Origin of the sequence: Leifsonia sp. Root1293 (assembly GCF_001425325.1) — a bacterium.
Taxonomy (GTDB): Bacteria; Actinomycetota; Actinomycetes; order Actinomycetales; family Microbacteriaceae; genus Orlajensenia.
This window is the reverse complement of sequence record NZ_LMEH01000002.1, coordinates 1,075,018-1,090,787: the sequence shown is the minus strand read 5'-3', so window position 1 is coordinate 1,090,787 and position 15,770 is coordinate 1,075,018. Positions and strand designations below refer to the sequence as shown.

Genomic DNA, 15,770 nt, shown 5'->3' with positions numbered 1-15,770 from the left:
TCACGTGCAGATCACCGCTAGAAACGGATCACACACACACGAGGTTTTTGGCATTTGACATTGTGCACGCTGTTGAGTTCTCAAGGATCGGACGCTCCCGACTTCACACCCAACCAGGTGATCAACTCCGAGGCAACTTCTCTATATTACACGATCTTCACGCGATCATGACCACCGACTCTCAGAAGAACTGAGACGTGTTCGTGCTCGTGTTTCGAAGCTGTTCAGCTTCGCGACCGGGACTTGCAATCTTAGGCTTGAAAGCCGTGTTTCGCAACTCGAAGTCGCGGACTTTATGGCTAAGATTCGATCCCCACTTGAGGCCGGCGAGCGAATCCGCTCTGCCGCACCTTTGGGGTGATGAGTAAGAATTTACGTGGGTCTCGGGCACCTCGCAAATCGGGAGTGCAGGCCGGGCGTGTCGCTCCCAGCTTGGCACGATACTGGCGATATGAGCCCCGCTCGAGTCCGCCCACTGCTCCCCCGGATTCTCGCGGATCTGGGCGATCCCCCGTCCCTGCTCAGTGCTGTCTCGGCACCTGAGAGCGCCGTCCCGCTCGCGTCGGAGCTGCCTGTCGGCTCGCTCGCCCAGGACAGCGTCGACGCTGCGGCACTCGAGGCCGCTGCGATCGTTCAGGCGAAGACGGGTGCGCTCCCCCGCGTGGGCTCCCACCCCAGGCGCATCGCCGCCTCCTACTCGAGCGAGCGCTGGTTCCGCATCGATGGCGAGGCCCAGCCGGCCTGGGCTCCGCTTTCGGGCTTCTGGGCGGCATCCGATGGCTGGGTGCGCACTCACGGCAACTACCCGCATCACGCGGAACGTCTGCGGATGGCACTCGGCCTGCCATCCGACGCCGGAACCGACGAGCTCCGCGACCGGATCTCACTCGCGCCGGCCGCCGCAGTCGCCGCCGCCATCACGGCCGCCGGTGGGATCGCCGTCGTCGTCGCCACCCTCGACGAGAACGCCGTCGGGGCATCGGCGGCTCTGCCGCTGGTGGAGGGCGAGCGGATCGGCGGCGGCGAACCGCGCGGATGGGCGGAGGACGACCTGCCGCTGAGCGGCATCCGGGTGCTTGACCTCACGAGGGTGATCGCCGGCCCCGTCGCCACCCGCACCCTGGCCTTGTTCGGCGCCGACGTGCTGCGCATCGATTCCGCTCGGCTGCCGGAGATCGGGTGGCAGCACCTCGACACCGGTGCCGGCAAACGCAGTGCACTGCTCGACCTGGGAGCCGCCGCGGATCGACGGAGGTTCGATCGACTTCTTGCGACGGCCGACGTCGTGGTGCTCGGGTATCGACCGGCATCGCTGACTGCGCTCGGGCTGACGCCGGCCGCAATGGCGGCCCGGCATCCGGGCGTCATCATCGGACGGCTCTCGGCGTGGGGGTTCTCGGGCCCGGATGCCGAGCGTCGTGGGTTCGACAGCATCGTGCAGGCGGCATCCGGGATCTCCTGGATCGAATCGGTGGACGGGACCACGCCGGGGGCGCTGCCCGCGCAGGCGCTCGATCACTCCGCCGGCTACCTCCTCGCCGCCGGGATCATGTCGCGACTCCGGCGGCAGCGGGCTGAGGGCGGCACCCACCTGGTGTCGGTCTCCCTCGCCCGGGTCGCCTCGGAACTGCTGACCCTGCCCCGCCTTCCCCGTGCCGAGGCCGATCCGTCGCTGGACGATCAGGCCCAGGAGTTCGCGACAGGGGCCGGTCTCGTGCGGTCGGTGCGACCGGCACCGTGGTTCGAGGGCTCGCCGGACACGTTCCCCGATGGGCCGCATCCGTGGGGCACCGATGCGGCGGAGTGGCTGCCGCGCTGACCGAGAGCTGCGCGTCGGGCGCGGCCGCCCTCTCCGAACGGTGAGCCCTAGAGTACGAAGATTCCGGCGAGGGTCTTCTTGCCGCGTCGGAGGACGGCCATCCCCGACGGCAGCGTCGAGCCGCCGATCGATGCCGTGTCATCGGTCACCTTGACGCCGTTCACCGACACCCCGCCCTGCGCGATCGCCCGGCGAGCTTCGCTGATGCTGCCGCTGAGGCCGGTGTCGAGTAGCAGCTGGACGATCGTCGCCGTGGGAGCCGTGGTGGTGTTCGGCAGTTCGCGGAGCGCGGTCTCCAGCGTCTCGGCATCGAGTGCGGCGATGTCGCCCTGACCGAACAGCGCGTCGGCAGCGGCGATGGCCTTGTCCGTGGCATCGGCCCCGTGCACGAGAGTGGTGACGGCGCGTGCGAGCGTGCGCTGGGCCTCGCGACGGAACGGTTCGGTGGCGACGAGCTCCTCGAGCCGTTCGATCTCAGCGCGATCGAGGAACGTGAACACCTTGAGTCGGCCGATCACGTCGGCGTCATCCGTGTTGAGCCAGAACTGGTAGAAGGCGTATGGGCTGACCAGCGCCGAATCGAGCCAGATGGCGTTGCCCTCGCTCTTGCCGAACTTGGTGCCGTCGCTGTTGGTGATGAGCGGAGTGCCGATGGCGTGCACGCTCACCCCCTCCGCGCGGTGGATGAGGTCGGTTCCGCTCGTGAGGTTGCCCCACTGGTCGCTGCCGCCCGTCTGCAGGACGCAGCCGTAGCTGCGGTACAGCTCGAGGTAGTCGAGTCCCTGCAGGATCTGGTAGCTGAACTCGGTGTAGCTGATGCCCGCGTCGGAGTTGAGTCTGGCCGCGACGGCATCCTTCTTGATCATCGTTCCGACGCGGTAGTGCTTGCCGATCTCCCGCAGGAAGTCGATCGCCGAGAGGGGCGCTGTCCAGTCGAGGTTGTTGACCAGACGCATGCCGTTGTCACCCTCGGCGCTCAGGAAGCGGGAGACCTGGCCCTGCAGGTAGCCCACCCACTCGGTGACGGTCTCGCGCGTGTTCAGAGTGCGCTCGGCTGTCGGTCGGGGGTCGCCGATGAGACCGGTCGAGCCTCCGACGAGTCCGAGCGGACGGTGTCCGGCGAGCTGGAGCCGGCGCATGACGAGCAGTTGCACGAGGTTGCCGAGGTGGAGGCTCGGCGCCGTGGGATCGAATCCGCAGTAGAACGTGATGGGGTCGCCGGCGAGGAGGGCGTGGAGCTCTCCTTCATCGGTCGACACGTGCACCAGGCCACGCCACACGAGCTCCTCCCAGATATCGGGGAAGCTCGGGTCGTTGGACTGTTCGGCGAGGATGGCGGGGTCGGACACGCTGCAAGGTTATCAGCGGGGACGATGGCGCCAATGAAGCCTGACACGTGGATATCGGCGAATTAAGCTAGCAAACTTCATTCGATCGGAGTAATGTTACAGCCTTCAGATCGGGGACTTCATGTTCGTCATCACTGCAGACCAGATCGACTCCCGTCATGACGTGGACCGGGCGGGCGCTGCGCTGCGCTCGCTCGAGGCGACCTTCGCCGAGCATCTCGTCCTGCCGGTCGACCAGACGGCCGGAGACGAGATCCAGGCCGTCACCACCTCTGCAGCCGCAGCGCTGGCGATGGTCGGGATGCTCGCCAGGTCGGGTCACTGGAGCATCGGGCTGGGCGCCGGTTCTGTGCGCACTCCGCTGCCCGACGCGGCACGCAAGGCGACCGGGCCGGCCTTCATCGGGGCGCGGGATGCCGTCGAGGCGGCCAAGCGCGCGGAGTCGAGGTTCGCACTCCGCGCGCCGGAGGCCGTCGAACGCGCCGCGATCATCGAACCGCTCGTGAGCATGCTCCTGCTCACTCGCGCCCGGCGCTCGGAACAGGGCTGGGAGGTCGCGGATCTGATGCGCGACGGTCACTCTCAGAAGGATGCGGCTGGCATACTCGGGATATCGGCTGCCGCCGTGAGCCAACGCCTTCGCGCTGCGCTCTGGAGGGTCGAGGACGACGCCCGGTCGTCTTTGGAACAGCTTCTGGCCGAGCTCGATGCAGAGGCGTCGCCCGCGACGCGGAACGGAACGGACCCCACCGAATGATCGCCGTCACCATCGTCATCTGGTTGCTGCTCGTGCTCGTGCTGGGTGCTGGAGCGACCTTCGCCGTCATCGCTTTCCTCCGCCCGGACCGGGTGATGACGTGGGCTGCGGCGGGATCGCTCGCCGCGGCATTCGTTCTCGCCTGGCTGGCCATGGGCCAGATCGAACCGCTGCTGACGATCGTGGTCGTCATCGGCGCGATGGCCCTCGCCGTCTTCGGCGGCGGCCCGGCCGCGGTGCTCGCCCTCGACCTCGCGACCAAGGGCACCGTGCGCACCGGCGTGCACGGCGGCATCCTCGTCGAGGGCATCCGCGACGGAGAGGCGACGGGTCGCGAGATCCTGCGGGGAGGACAGACGATCGGCGTGCTGGAGCGCTTCGCGACGGTGGCGACCATCATCGCCGGCTTCCCCGAGGGACTGGCGATCGTCGTGGCGGTCAAGGGTGTCGGCCGCTTCACCGAACTCGAGTCGTCCGAGGCACGCGAGAGGTTCATCATCGGCACGATGGCCAGCCTCATCTGGGCCTGCCTGTGCGGCGCCATCGTGCACCTCGCCCTCAGCTGAGGTTCCAGCACCCGGCCCATCGCGGTTCCCCGCACTCGCCCTCGCGGATCGATCAGTCGTGCGATCGCGCGTGCCGTCGATAGGCCGACACCGTCGGATCGCCGGGAATCCAGAACCGCCACGGGTAGGCAGCGCCTCCCCCTGCACCCGAGACGCCGACGCGCGGCCCGCTCGCGACGCCGACGCCGGCATCCGCCGCCAGGAGTGCGAACGGGTCGGCGAAGAGATCTGCTCCGTCCTCGGCCAGACGGATGCCGAGCGCGCTGGCCAGCCTCGCCGGACCGCGCGCCAGGTCTCGATCTCGCGTCGCCGATGGCCGACGACTCCGCGCGAGATCGATCCCGTCGACGACCTCGCCGGCTCGCAGCAGGACGGCGGATGCCGATCCCGCCGGTGAGCAGACGATGTTGACGCAGGTGTGCATGCCGTAGGTGAAGTAGGCGTACAGATGGCCGGCATCACCGAACATCGTCGTCGTTCGCGGAGTCATACCTCGATGGGCATGCGAGCCGGGATCCTGGCCGAGACCCCGATAGGCCTCGACCTCGGTGAGCCGCACCGTCACATCGCCCTCGCCAGTGCGGTGGGTGAGGAGGGCGCCGAGAAGCTCCGGGGCGACCTCGACGGCGTCCCGGGACAGGGCGGCGCGGTCGAGCATGAGCGACTTCAGGCCCGCGACGGCGTCAGGCCCTCGGCGAGCGATCGCACCCGTGCCGTCAGTGTCGCGAGCTGCTCCGCGACGCGCTCGGGAGCCGTGCCGCCGAGTCCGGTGCGGCTGCCGACGGAGCCGGAGACCGTGAGCACGTCGCGCACCGCCGGGGTCAGATGAGGAGAGATCCCGGCGAGCACTTCGTCGGGGACCTCGTGCAGCTCGAGGTCGTTGGCCTCGGCATAGGCGACGACGGATCCCGAGAACTCGTGTGCGTCGCGGAACGGGACGTGCTGTTTGACCAGCCATTCCGCGATGTCGGTGGCGAGCGAGAAGCCCTGGGGCGCGAGCTCGGCCATCCGGTCGGTGTGGAAGCGGAGGGTGGCGACCATGCCGGTGAAGGCCGGCAGCAGCACCTCGAGCGTGTCGACGGAGTCGAACACCGGCTCCTTGTCCTCCTGGAGGTCGCGGTTGTACGCGAGCGGAAGGCCCTTGAGCGTGGAGAGGAGGCCCGTCAGGTTTCCGATGAGACGCCCCGCCTTGCCCCGAGCGAGCTCCGCGATGTCGGGGTTCTTCTTCTGGGGCATGATCGACGAGCCTGTCGAGTAACCGTCGTCGAGGGTGACGAAGCCGAACTCGCGCGTGTTCCAGAGGATGATCTCCTCGGCGATGCGCGAGAGGTCGACCCCGATCTGCGCCGCGATGAACGCGAACTCCGCCACGACGTCGCGGCTCGCCGTGCCGTCGATCGAGTTCTCGACCACTCGGGAGAAGCCGAGCTCGCGGGCGACGAGCGCTGCGTCGAGGCCGAGGGTGTTGCCGGCGAGCGCACCGGAGCCGTACGGAGACGCATCCGTGCGCCGTGCCCAGTCGGCGAGGCGCTCCAGGTCGCGCACGAACGGCCAGCAGTGCGCGAGCAGGTGGTGGGCGAGCAGCACGGGCTGGGCGTGCTGGAGGTGGGTGCGACCCGGCATGATGGCGTGATCGTGAGCGCTGGCCTGGGCGGCGAGTGCATCGATCAAGTCGATGAGCAGTTCGGCGATCCGAACGGCGTGGTCGCGCAGGTAGAGCCGGACGAGCGTGGCGATCTGGTCGTTGCGGCTGCGGCCGGCGCGCAGCTTGCCGCCGAGCTCGGGACCGATCACGGCGATGAGTGCGCCCTCGAGGGCACCGTGCACGTCTTCATCGCTCGGAGCGGCGATCAGCTCGCCGCTCTCGATACGCCCGAGCAGGGTGTCGAGGCCGGCGAGCATCGCCGTCAACTCGTCAGCGCTCAGGTAACCGGCGGCCGCGAGAGCCTGGGCGTGCGCCCGGGAACCTGCGATGTCGTAGCCGGCCAGACGCCAGTCGAAGTGGGTGGAACGGCTGAGCGCCTGGAGTTCGGGCGACGGACCGCTGGCGAAACGTGCACCCCAGAGCGAACCCTCGTTGGTCGTGTTCTTCTCGGCCATCAGTTCGCTCCGTTCTGCTCGAGCAGCCAGACCAGGAGGGCCTTCTGGGCGTGCAGGCGGTTCTCCGCCTCGTCCCAGATGATCGACTGCGGACCGTCGATGACATCGGCGGTGACTTCGAACCCGCGGTCTGCGGGAAGGCAGTGCAGGAAGACGGCATCCGACGCCGCCCGTGCCATCAGGGCGGCGTCGACCCTGTAGTCGCCGAAGGCCGCGACCCGCGCCGCCTTCTCGTCCTCCTTGCCCATGGACACCCAGGTGTCGGTGACGACGACGTCGACTCCATCGACCAGCGCTCCGGCATCAGCGCCCACGGTGATCGATCCGCCGGTGCGCTCCGCGATCGCCTGCGCATCGGCCACGACCTGCTCGGACGGCTCGAATCCCGCGGGCGAGGCCACCCTGACGTGCATGCCGGCTGTGGCACCCGCGAGCAGGTAGGACTGCGCCATGTTGCTGGCGCCGTCGCCGAGGAAGGTGAGGCTGAGGCCGGCCAGGTCGCCCTTGTGCTCGCGGAGGGTGAGCAGGTCGGCGAGCAGTTGGCACGGGTGGAAGTCGTCGGAGAGGGCGTTGACGACCGGGACGGTGGTTCCGGCCGCCATCTCCTCGAGTCCGGCCTGCCCGTAGGTGCGCCACACGATGGCTGAGACCATGCGCTCGAGAACGCGGGCTGTGTCGCTCGGGGTCTCCTTGCCGCCCAGCTGGCTGTTGGCGGTCGAGATGATGAGCGGCGAACCACCGAGGTCGGCGATCCCGACAGCGAACGACACTCGCGTGCGGGTCGACGACTTGTCGAAGATGACGGCGACGGTCTGCGGCCCCGCCAGCGGCTTGACCGCGTAGCGGTCGCGCTTCAGCTCGACAGCGAGGTCGAGTATGGCGGCCTGCTCGGCCGGGGTGATGTCGTCGTCACGGAGGAAGTGGCGGGTCATGAGGTCTCTTTCGCAGGGCGGACGCTCTGGAGAGCGCGGGTGAAACGTGCGGTGAATTCGGCGATCTCGGAGTCGCCGATGATGAGGGGCGGAGCGAGGCGGATGCTCCGCGGATTCGGGGCGTTGATGATCAAGCCCTCCCGGAGGGCGGCGGCGACGACCTCGGACGCGACGGGCTCCGACAGAGCGATGCCGAGGAGCAGTCCGGCCCCACGCACCCCTGTCACGAGAGTGGACCCGATGCCCATGATGGCCGCGCGCAACTCCTGTCCACGCAGCTCGGCATTGGCGACGAGGCCGGCGGACTCGATCTCCTCCAGAACCGCGTTCGACGTCGCGGTGGCGAGAGGATTGCCGCCGAAGGTGCTGCCGTGCTGACCGGGACCGAACAGCTCGGACGCGTCGCCGTAGGTGACGAGCGCTCCGATGGGGAACCCTCCCCCGATGCCCTTGGCCAGCGTGACGGCATCCGGAACGATCCCGGCATGCTGGAAACCGAACCAGCGACCCGTTCGCCCGGCTCCGGTCTGGATCTCGTCGATGATGAGCAGCGCGCCGTGCTGCGTCGTGAGTTCGCGCGCCCGCTCGAGGAATCCGTCGGGCAGCGGACGAACCCCGGCCTCTCCGAGGATCGGTTCGACGAAGAGGGCTGCGACGGTGCCGTCGACGGCCCGTTCGAGCGCCTCGAGGGTGGGGTCGATGTGCTCGACACCGCCGGGAACGGGCTGGAAGTCCGCCCGCATGGCCGGCTTGCCGCTGAGGGCGAGGCCGCCCATCGTGCGCCCGTGGAACGAGTCGGTCAGGGTGATGATGCGCGTGCGCGGAGGAGAGGAGGAGGGCGATGAGTGCAGCCGGGCGAGCTTGAATGCCGCCTCGTTCGCCTCGGCCCCCGAATTGCCGAAGTAGACGCGGCCCCGTTCTCCGGCCCCGGTGAGGCGCTTCAGCCGTTCGGCGAGCGCGACCTGAGGCTCCGTGGCGAAGTAGTTCGAGACGTGCGCGAGGCGGGCGGCCTGTGCCGAGACGGCTTCGACGAACACCGGATGCGCGTGGCCCAGCGAGTTGACGGCGATCCCCGCGAGGAAATCGAGGTAGCTCATGCCGTCCATGTCCCAGACCCAGCAGCCATCGCCGCGGTCCAGCATGCCGAGCGGGGTCGCCATGCTGCCCATCATCGATTGATGGAAACGATCGTGCCATGCGTTCATGCGGGAACCACCTCCGTGCCGATGCCGCTCTGGGTGAAGATCTCGAGGAGGATCGCATGCGGCTCGCGGCCGTCGATGATGGCGGCCTTGGCCACTCCTCCGTCGACGGCGTCGAGGCAGGCTGCCATCTTGGGAATCATTCCGGACTCGAGCGCGGGAAGCAGCTGGCGCAGCTCAGGAGCGTGGATCACGGAGACGAGCGACTCGCGATCGGGCCAGTCGCGGTACAGCCCGGCGACGTCGGTGAGGATGACCAGCTTGGCGGCGCCGAGAGAGATCGCGAGCGACGCCGCGGCCGAATCGGCGTTGACGTTGAGCGACTGCCCCGGAGTATCGACGTCTGGGGCGATCGAGGAGACGACGGGGATGCGACCGGCGTCGAGCTGCGCGAGCACGGCGGCCGGATCGACCTCGATCACATCGCCGACGAGGCCGAGATCGATCTCCTCTCCGTCGACGACGGCTCCACGACGACGCCCCTTGAAGAGTCCCGCATCCTCACCGGAGAGTCCGGCGGCGAGCGGGCCGTGCTCGTTGATCGAACTCACCAGCTCCCGGTTGACCTGGCCGGAGAGCACCATGCGCACGACGTCCATGGTCTCGGGGGTGGTCACCCTGTATCCGCCGCGGAACTCGCTCTCGATGCCGAGCCGATCGAGCATCGACGAGATCTGCGGGCCGCCTCCGTGCACGATGACGGGACGGATCCCGGCGTAGCGCAGGTACACCATGTCCTCGGCGAAGGCCCGCTGCAGCTCAGGACTGATCATGGCGTTGCCGCCGAACTTCACCACGATGATCTGGTCGTGGAAACGCTTCAGCCAGGGCAGCGAGTCGATGAGGATCTGTGCTTTGGAGGCCGCCGACTGCTGGGCGAGCTCAGGGGCGATGTCTTCGAGCGTCATCCGTCGCCTCCTAGCTCGCGTACGCGCTGTTCTCATGCACGTAGTCGTGCGTGAGGTCGTTGGTCCAGATGGTGGCCTGCGCCTCACCGACCTGGAGGTCGATGAGGACGTGCACGGCCCGCGGAGCGAGGTCGACCTCGTCGCGCGAGCGGTCGGGCCGGCCCTCGGAGCAGACGCGGACGCCGTTCATCGAGACGTCGACGTTGTAGGGGTCGAAGGTCGCGCTCGTCGTTCCGATGGCGGCCAGGACGCGGCCCCAGTTGGGATCGTTGCCGAAGATCGCCGCCTTGAAGAGGTTGTTGCGGGCGACGGAGCGTCCCACCTCGACGGCGTCGAGTTCGCTCACGGCGCCGACGACCTCGATGGCGATGTCGTGGCTGGCGCCCTCGGCGTCGCTCTGGAGCTGCAGGGCGAGGTCGCGGCACAGCTCGGTCAGGGCCGCGGTGAAGTCGTCGACGTTCGGCGTGATCCCGGAGGCGCCGGACGCGAGCAGCGACACCTGGTCGTTGGTCGACATGCAGCCGTCGGAGTCGAGCCGATCGAAGGTCACCCGTGTGGCCGAGCGGAGCGATGCATCGAGGGCTGATGCAGTGAGATCGGCATCCGTCGTGATGACGACGAGCATGGTGGCGAGCCCGGGCGCGAGCATGCCGGCACCCTTGGCGATGCCCCCGAGGCTCCAGCCGTCGCGCTGGACGACCGAGGTCTTCGGCCTGGAGTCCGTCGTCATGATGGCGAGGGCCGCGTCGGCTCCCCCGTCGGCACTGAGCGCCGAGGCGGCACTCACGACGCCGGCGGCCAGGACCTCGGGGTCGAGCTGGTCGCCGATGAGCCCTGTGGAGCAGACGAGCACGTCGCCGGCCGAGACGTGGAGCGCCTCGGCGACGGCTTCCGCCGTGCGATGCGTGACCTGGAAGCCCTGCGGGCCCGTGAAGCAGTTGGCGCCGCCGGAGTTCAGCACGATCGCGCTCGCGACGCCGTCGACGATCACCTGCTGCGACCACAGGATGGGGTTCGCCTTCGCGCGATTGCTCGTGAAGACCACCGCCGCCTGCTGCGACGGGCCGCGATTGACGATGAGGGCGAGGTCGGCGGCGCCGGAGGTCTTGATGCCTGCGGCGATCCCCGATGCCTCGAAGCCGAGGGGGGCGGTGACTGTCACGGTGCGACTCCGTTCACGGGGAGACCTGTGGTCTCCGGAAGGCCGAGGGCGATGTTGGCTGACTGGATGGCGGCTCCGGCTGTGCCCTTGACGAGGTTGTCGACGGCCGCGGTGACGACGACACGGCCGGCCGCCTGGTCGATCTCCAACCCGAGAAGGGCCGTGTTGGCGCCCAGCACGTCGGCGGTGCGCGGCTGCTCGCCCTCGGGGAGCAGCTGCACGAAGGGTTCACCGGAGTAGGCCGTCTCCCACGCGCGGCGGATGTCGGCTGCATCCGTGCCCGGAACGATCCGCGCCGTGCTGACGGCGAGGATTCCTCGCGACATCGGCACCAGCACGGGTGTGAACGAGATGGTGGGAGCGCTCGCTCCGGCCGCCCGGAGCGCCTGCTGGATCTCGGGGACGTGCCTGTGGCTGCCGCCGACCGCATAGGGATTGGCCGAGCCGAGGATCTCGCTGGCGAGAAGGTTCACCTTGAGACTCTTTCCGGCGCCCGATGGTCCGACGGCGAGCACCGAGACCAGGTCCTCCTCCTCGATGACCCCGGCGAGGATGCCCGGGGCGAGCGAGAGCGCGATGGTGCTCGCGTTGCAACCGGGAGCCGCGATGCGACGTGACCCGGCGAGGTCGGCGCGCTGGTCCCCGTTCGTGCGGGGAAGCTCCGGCACCCCGTAGGTCCAGGCGCCGTGGTGGTCACCGCCGTAGAACGCCGCCCAGTCGGCCTCGCTCTCGAGTCGGTGATCGGCGCCGCAGTCGATGACGAGGGTGTGGGGGTCCAGCTGCGCCGTCACCTCGCCGGACTTGCCGTGCGGGAGCGCGAGGAACACGACTTCATGGCCGGCGAGGACGTCAGCGGTCGTGGGCTGCAGCACCAGGTCGCCGTAGCTGCGCAGGTGCGGCTGGGCCGCGACCAGCTTCTGGCCGGCGTTCTGGTGCGCGGTGACGGTGCGCACCTCGAGATCGGGATGCGAGGCCAGCAGGCGCAGCAGTTCGCCACCTGCATAGCCGGATGCGCCGGAGACGGCGACCGAGAACGTCATGATTCCACCTTAGGGTCGAGAGCTGTCGAGGCTGATGCGGCGACGCTCACGACCAACGGCTACGCCGTCGGTGCGAGGTCGCCTAGAGTCGGCGCTCGACCCGGCGTCGGGGCAGCACGGAACCCACGCGCGCGGTGCGCGAGACTGTGGGCTGTGCGGTGGGCATGCAGTGACCCTACCGGTCGTCGACACAATCCTGCAAATGGCGCAAGAATCTGGCGTCGATCGTCGCCAAGTCGGAGGAACTGCAGCCTCGGACGGAACAGCGGAAGCGACTGCGCTGTCGAAATCGCGTCGCGCCCTCGAAGTTTCGAGGGCGCGACGCGGATTCGACAGCGCGACGGTTCAGTCCCGGAGGTGCGCCCCGTGCAACTCAGCGGCCCGAGCCGCGCCAGCGAGCTTGGCCTCGGAGGCCTCGGCGGCTGTGAGCGTGCGATCGGCGGCGCGGAACCGCAGCGCGAATGTGAGGCTCTTGGTGCCTTCCGGCAGTCCGGCGCCACGATAGTCGTCGACGAGCCTGGCCTCTTCGAGGAGGTCGCCGGCTCCCTCGACGATGGCGGCGCGCACGGCACCGGCAGGGACATCCGTCGCCACGACGAGGGAGAGATCCTGGGTCGCGGCCGGCTTGGTCTGCACGGGTCGGGCGAGGATCTCGGACCGGCCGAGGCGGATGAGCGCATCGAGGTCGAGTTCGACGGCCGCGACGGTGCGTGGGAGGTCGGCGGATGCAGCGAGATCGGGCAGCAGTTCGCCGGCGAAGCCGACGGTCTCACCGGCTGCGACGATGCGCGCGGTGCGGCCGGGGTGGAACGCCGGGTGGGAACCCTGCTCGACGACGAGGTCGACGTCGAGGGCCGTGCCGAGGCGCCGGGCGACACCGATCGCATCCTGCCAGTCCCAGGCCACGGGAGCCTGGCCCGGCTGCCGAACGATGGCGTTGCCGACGAGCAGTGCTGCGACGTTCCGCGGCTGGCTCGGGATCCCGGCGTCGAGGGCTGCGAGCACATCCGCGTCCGGCCGGGCGTCACCGACGGGCAGGGTGGCACTGCCGAAGCTGCCGGATGCCGTGGGCAGGGTGACGAGTCCGGTCTCGAAGATCGCGAGGTCGGTGATGCCGCGCGACAGGTTGCGGTGCGCGATGTCGGCGAGGCCGGGCAGGAGCGACGTGCGCAGCAGCGGTCGAGCCCCATCGAGCGGGTTCGCCACGCGCACGGGCTGCGCGATCTCTCCCTGGAGGCTGGAGAAGGCTGCGGCATCCGCGGCACTGACGAATGGGTAGGCCAGGACCTCGGTGAGGCCGCCGCCGGCGAGCACGTCAGCGGTGATACGCCGCAGGCGCTGAGCGCGGGTGAGGCCGCGTCCAGGAGGGGCGACGGGAAGCACTGCGGGGATGCGGTCGTAGCCGTTGATGCGGGCGACCTCCTCGGCGAGGTCGGCCTTGCCCACGATGTCGGGGCGCCAGCTCGGCGGCGTGACGGCGAGCCCGCCGTCGACCTCTTCGACCCGGGCACCGATCTCGACGAGCACCGTGCGGATCTCCTCGTCGGTGTACTCGACTCCGATGAGCCCGGAGACGAAACCGTCGGGGAGGAAGACCGAGGCCCGGGCCTCCACGTGGGCCGTGCCGGTGGCTGCATCCTCGACGGTCCCGCCGGCCAATTCGGCGAGCAGCTGGGCCGCGCGGGCTGCTGCAGCCTCGGCGACGGCAGGGTCGACTCCCCGCTCGAAGCGCTTGGACGCCTCGCTCGGCAGCTTGTGCCTGCGAGCGCTGCGGGCGATCGACACGGGGTCGAAGTTCGCGGCCTCGATGAGCACGTTGACCGTGTCGCTGCCGATCTCGGTGCGCGCTCCGCCCATGACGCCGGCCAGGCCGATGGGCCCGGCGCCGTCGGTGATGAGGAGATCCTCGACGGAGAGCACGCGCTCCTTCTCGTCGAGGGTGACGATGCTCTCCCCGGCGCGTGCCCGGCGCACGGTGATGCCGTCGACGAGAGTGTCGAGGTCGTAGCCGTGCAGCGGCTGCCCGAGTTCGAGCATCACGTAGTTGGTGATGTCGACGACCAGGGAGATCGAGCGGATGCCGGCCAACTTCAGCCGCGCGATCATCCAAGCGGGAGTGCGGCGGGTCGGGTCGACACCTCGGACGATCCGGGTGACGAAGGTCGTCGCGCCGACGCGACCACGCACGGGGGCGTCGTCGGCGATCGTGACGGGGAAGGCACTCGAGCCGCTTCCGGCGCCGGCGAGAGCAGGGTCGCGGAAGGCGGCGCCGGTCGCGTGGGCGTACTCGCGGGCGACCCCGCGGATGGAGAACGCGTAGCCGCGGTCGGGGGTGACGTTGATCTCCACGGCGGCGTCGTCGAGCGAGAGCAGGCTGATCGCATCGGTTCCCACGGCGGGATCGAGGTCGAGCTCGGCCAGTCGCAGGATGCCGTCGTGCTCCTCGCCGAGACCGAGCTCGCGGGCCGAGGCGATCATGCCGTCGGAGACGTGTCCGTAGGTCTTGCGGGCGGCGATGGGGAACGGACCGGGCAGCACGGAGCCGGGCAGGGTCACGACGACCTTGTCGCCGACGAAGAAGTTGCCTGCACCGCAGACGATGCCGTGCACGGCGTCGCCGCCATCAGCAGCCGTCTCACCCTCGGGGGCGACGCGCACCTGGCACCAGCGGATGGTCTTGCCGTTGGACTGCGGCTCCTCGACGAACTCGAGAACCTCGCCCACGACGATGGGACCGCTCAGCTCGAAGTCGTGCACGTCCTCCTCTTCGAAGCCGACGCGCACGAGTGCCTCATGCAATGAGCCCGTCGTCGTACCGGGAACGAGGTCGACGTATTCGGCCAACCAGCTCAGGGGAACTCTCACGACTAGACCACCATTCCGAACTGCTGGCTGAACCGGACATCGCCCTCGACGATGTCACGCATGTCCTCGACGTCGTTGCGGAACATGAGCGCACGCTCGATGCCCATGCCGAACGCGAAGCCGGAGTAGACCTCGGGGTCGATGCCGGCCGCCTTCAGCACATTGGGGTTGATCATTCCGCACCCGCCCCACTCGATCCACCGGGCCCCGCCGACGAAGGTGGGGTGCCAGACGTCGAGCTCGGCCGACGGTTCGGTGAAGGGGAAGTAGTTCGGACGCAGGCGGATCTTCGCGCCGTCGCCGAAGAGCGTGCGGGCGAAGTGCTCGAGCGTCCCGCGGAGGTGCGCCATGGTGAGGCCCTTGTCGACCGCCAACCCCTCGAACTGCGTGAACACAGGGGTGTGCGTCGCATCGAGCTCGTCGGTACGGAACACCCGGCCCGGAGCCAGAACGTAGATCGGAACCTCGCGCTCGAGCATCGTGCGCACCTGCACCGGGCTGGTGTGGGTGCGGAGCACGAGGTGCGCCTCGGGCGGGTCGATGAAGAAGGTGTCCTGCATGGCCCGTGCCGGGTGGTCGGCGTCGAAGTTCAGCGCGTCGAAGTTGAACCACTCGCTCTCGAGCTCCGGTCCCTCGGCGATCTCCCACCCCATGCCGACGAAGACGTCGATGACCTGATCCTGCAGGAGGGAGAGCGGATGCCGCGCTCCGGCGGCCTGGCGCACAGCGGCGGCCGTGACGTCGACCCGTTCCGCCTCGAGGCGGGCAGTGGCCTCGGCCTCGACGATGGCGGACTCCCGAGCAGCGAACGCCAGGTTGACCCGACCGCGGGCCTGGCCCACGAGCTTGCCGAGGGCAGCCTTCTGGTCGTTGGGAACGCTCCGCAACTGGCCGTTCAGTCGTGCGAGTGGGGAGGACTCCCCCGTGTGCTCGGTGCGGACCGCCTTGAGGGCTGCGGAGTCGGATGCTGCCTCGATGGCTGCGAGCGCGGCCTCGACGGCGGCGCCGACACTCGCCTCGGTGATTTCGGTGGGTTCAGACACGAGGCACAAGTTTACCGGCGCGATGCG

The 15,770-nt window shown here is 69.1% G+C and carries 13 protein-coding genes; 3 read left to right on the top strand and 10 right to left on the bottom strand.

From position 1 onward, the window contains the following. Nucleotides 1–451: 451 nt before the first annotated feature. Nucleotides 452–1,819: a CoA transferase gene (locus ASC59_RS16885; protein WP_055825393.1), complete on the top strand. Its 1,368-nt coding sequence runs from the start codon at nt 452–454 to the stop codon at nt 1,817–1,819. A gap of 47 nt (nt 1,820–1,866) precedes the next feature. On the opposite strand, the gene tyrS is transcribed toward ASC59_RS16885, so the two are convergent. Beyond that, nucleotides 1,867–3,168, bottom strand: coding sequence for a tyrosine--tRNA ligase (tyrS, locus tag ASC59_RS16880; protein WP_055825390.1), 1,302 nt, complete (start codon nt 3,166–3,168; stop codon nt 1,867–1,869). Nucleotides 3,169–3,289: 121 nt separating this feature from the next. On the opposite strand from tyrS, the gene ASC59_RS16875 reads away from it, so the two are divergent. Both ASC59_RS16875 and ASC59_RS16870 read left to right on the top strand, forming a co-directional pair. After that, nucleotides 3,290–3,925 (top strand): hypothetical protein, encoded by a 636-nt coding sequence (locus tag ASC59_RS16875; protein ID WP_055825386.1) that lies wholly within the window; start codon nt 3,290–3,292, stop codon nt 3,923–3,925. After that, nucleotides 3,922–4,491 carry a hypothetical protein gene (locus ASC59_RS16870; RefSeq protein WP_055825383.1) on the top strand — a complete coding sequence of 190 codons (570 nt, stop codon included), beginning with the start codon at nt 3,922–3,924 and terminating at the stop codon, nt 4,489–4,491. Before ASC59_RS16875 ends, ASC59_RS16870 begins: the two co-directional genes overlap by 4 nt. Nucleotides 4,492–4,543: 52 nt before the next feature. Here ASC59_RS16870 and ASC59_RS16865 read toward each other — a convergent pair whose 3' ends face one another. The 9 genes from ASC59_RS16865 to pheS all read right to left on the bottom strand — a co-directional run bounded on the left by ASC59_RS16865 (nt 4,544) and on the right by pheS (nt 15,743). Further along, the gene (locus ASC59_RS16865; protein WP_055825380.1) at nt 4,544–5,149 is read right to left on the bottom strand and encodes a DNA-3-methyladenine glycosylase; all 606 of its coding nucleotides are present in this window, start codon (nt 5,147–5,149) and stop codon (nt 4,544–4,546) included. Nucleotides 5,150–5,157: 8 nt separating this feature from the next. Beyond that, complete coding sequence (gene argH / locus ASC59_RS16860) at nt 5,158–6,591, bottom strand: argininosuccinate lyase (RefSeq protein ID WP_055825377.1); 1,434 nt, start codon at nt 6,589–6,591, stop codon at nt 5,158–5,160. Further along, nucleotides 6,591–7,523 carry an ornithine carbamoyltransferase gene (gene argF / locus ASC59_RS16855; protein WP_055825373.1) on the bottom strand — a complete coding sequence of 311 codons (933 nt, stop codon included), beginning with the start codon at nt 7,521–7,523 and terminating at the stop codon, nt 6,591–6,593. The genes argH and argF overlap by 1 nt, the downstream gene beginning before the upstream one ends. Then, nucleotides 7,520–8,683 (bottom strand): acetylornithine transaminase, encoded by a 1,164-nt coding sequence (locus tag ASC59_RS16850; RefSeq protein WP_327063419.1) that lies wholly within the window; start codon nt 8,681–8,683, stop codon nt 7,520–7,522. The genes argF and ASC59_RS16850 overlap by 4 nt, the downstream gene beginning before the upstream one ends. 41 nt (nt 8,684–8,724) lie before the next feature. After that, the gene (argB, locus tag ASC59_RS16845) at nt 8,725–9,633 is read right to left on the bottom strand and encodes an acetylglutamate kinase (RefSeq protein WP_055825367.1); all 909 of its coding nucleotides are present in this window, start codon (nt 9,631–9,633) and stop codon (nt 8,725–8,727) included. A gap of 10 nt (nt 9,634–9,643) precedes the next feature. After that, on the bottom strand, nt 9,644–10,795 hold the full coding sequence (gene argJ, locus ASC59_RS16840; protein WP_055825365.1) for a bifunctional glutamate N-acetyltransferase/amino-acid acetyltransferase ArgJ: 1,152 nt from the start codon (nt 10,793–10,795) through the stop codon (nt 9,644–9,646). After that, complete coding sequence (argC, locus tag ASC59_RS16835) at nt 10,792–11,835, bottom strand: N-acetyl-gamma-glutamyl-phosphate reductase (RefSeq protein WP_055825362.1); 1,044 nt, start codon at nt 11,833–11,835, stop codon at nt 10,792–10,794. Before argC ends, argJ begins: the two co-directional genes overlap by 4 nt. 345 nt (nt 11,836–12,180) lie before the next feature. Continuing rightward, nucleotides 12,181–14,700: a phenylalanine--tRNA ligase subunit beta gene (gene pheT, locus ASC59_RS16830; RefSeq protein WP_055825359.1), complete on the bottom strand. Its 2,520-nt coding sequence runs from the start codon at nt 14,698–14,700 to the stop codon at nt 12,181–12,183. Between the two features lie 2 nt (nt 14,701–14,702). Then, nucleotides 14,703–15,743, bottom strand: a complete 1,041-nt coding sequence (gene pheS, locus ASC59_RS16825; protein ID WP_055825356.1) for a phenylalanine--tRNA ligase subunit alpha — start codon at nt 15,741–15,743, stop codon at nt 14,703–14,705. Nucleotides 15,744–15,770 lie beyond the last annotated feature (27 nt).

Excerpts from the sequence above, each read along its gene's own strand:
- ASC59_RS16885 (WP_055825393.1), top strand. The coding sequence starts at position 452 with ATGAGCCCCGCTCGAGTCCGCCCACTGCTCCCCCGGATTCTCGCGGAT.
- ASC59_RS16875 (WP_055825386.1), top strand. The coding sequence starts at position 3,290 with ATGTTCGTCATCACTGCAGACCAGATCGACTCCCGTCATGACGTGGAC.
- ASC59_RS16870 (WP_055825383.1), top strand. The coding sequence starts at position 3,922 with ATGATCGCCGTCACCATCGTCATCTGGTTGCTGCTCGTGCTCGTGCTG.
- ASC59_RS16865 (WP_055825380.1), bottom strand. The coding sequence starts at position 5,149 with ATGCTCGACCGCGCCGCCCTGTCCCGGGACGCCGTCGAGGTCGCCCCG.
- argH (WP_055825377.1), bottom strand. The coding sequence starts at position 6,591 with ATGGCCGAGAAGAACACGACCAACGAGGGTTCGCTCTGGGGTGCACGT.
- argF (WP_055825373.1), bottom strand. The coding sequence starts at position 7,523 with ATGACCCGCCACTTCCTCCGTGACGACGACATCACCCCGGCCGAGCAG.
- ASC59_RS16850 (WP_327063419.1), bottom strand. The coding sequence starts at position 8,683 with ATGGCGACCCCGCTCGGCATGCTGGACCGCGGCGATGGCTGCTGGGTC.
- argB (WP_055825367.1), bottom strand. The coding sequence starts at position 9,633 with ATGACGCTCGAAGACATCGCCCCTGAGCTCGCCCAGCAGTCGGCGGCC.
- argC (WP_055825362.1), bottom strand. The coding sequence starts at position 11,835 with ATGACGTTCTCGGTCGCCGTCTCCGGCGCATCCGGCTATGCAGGTGGC.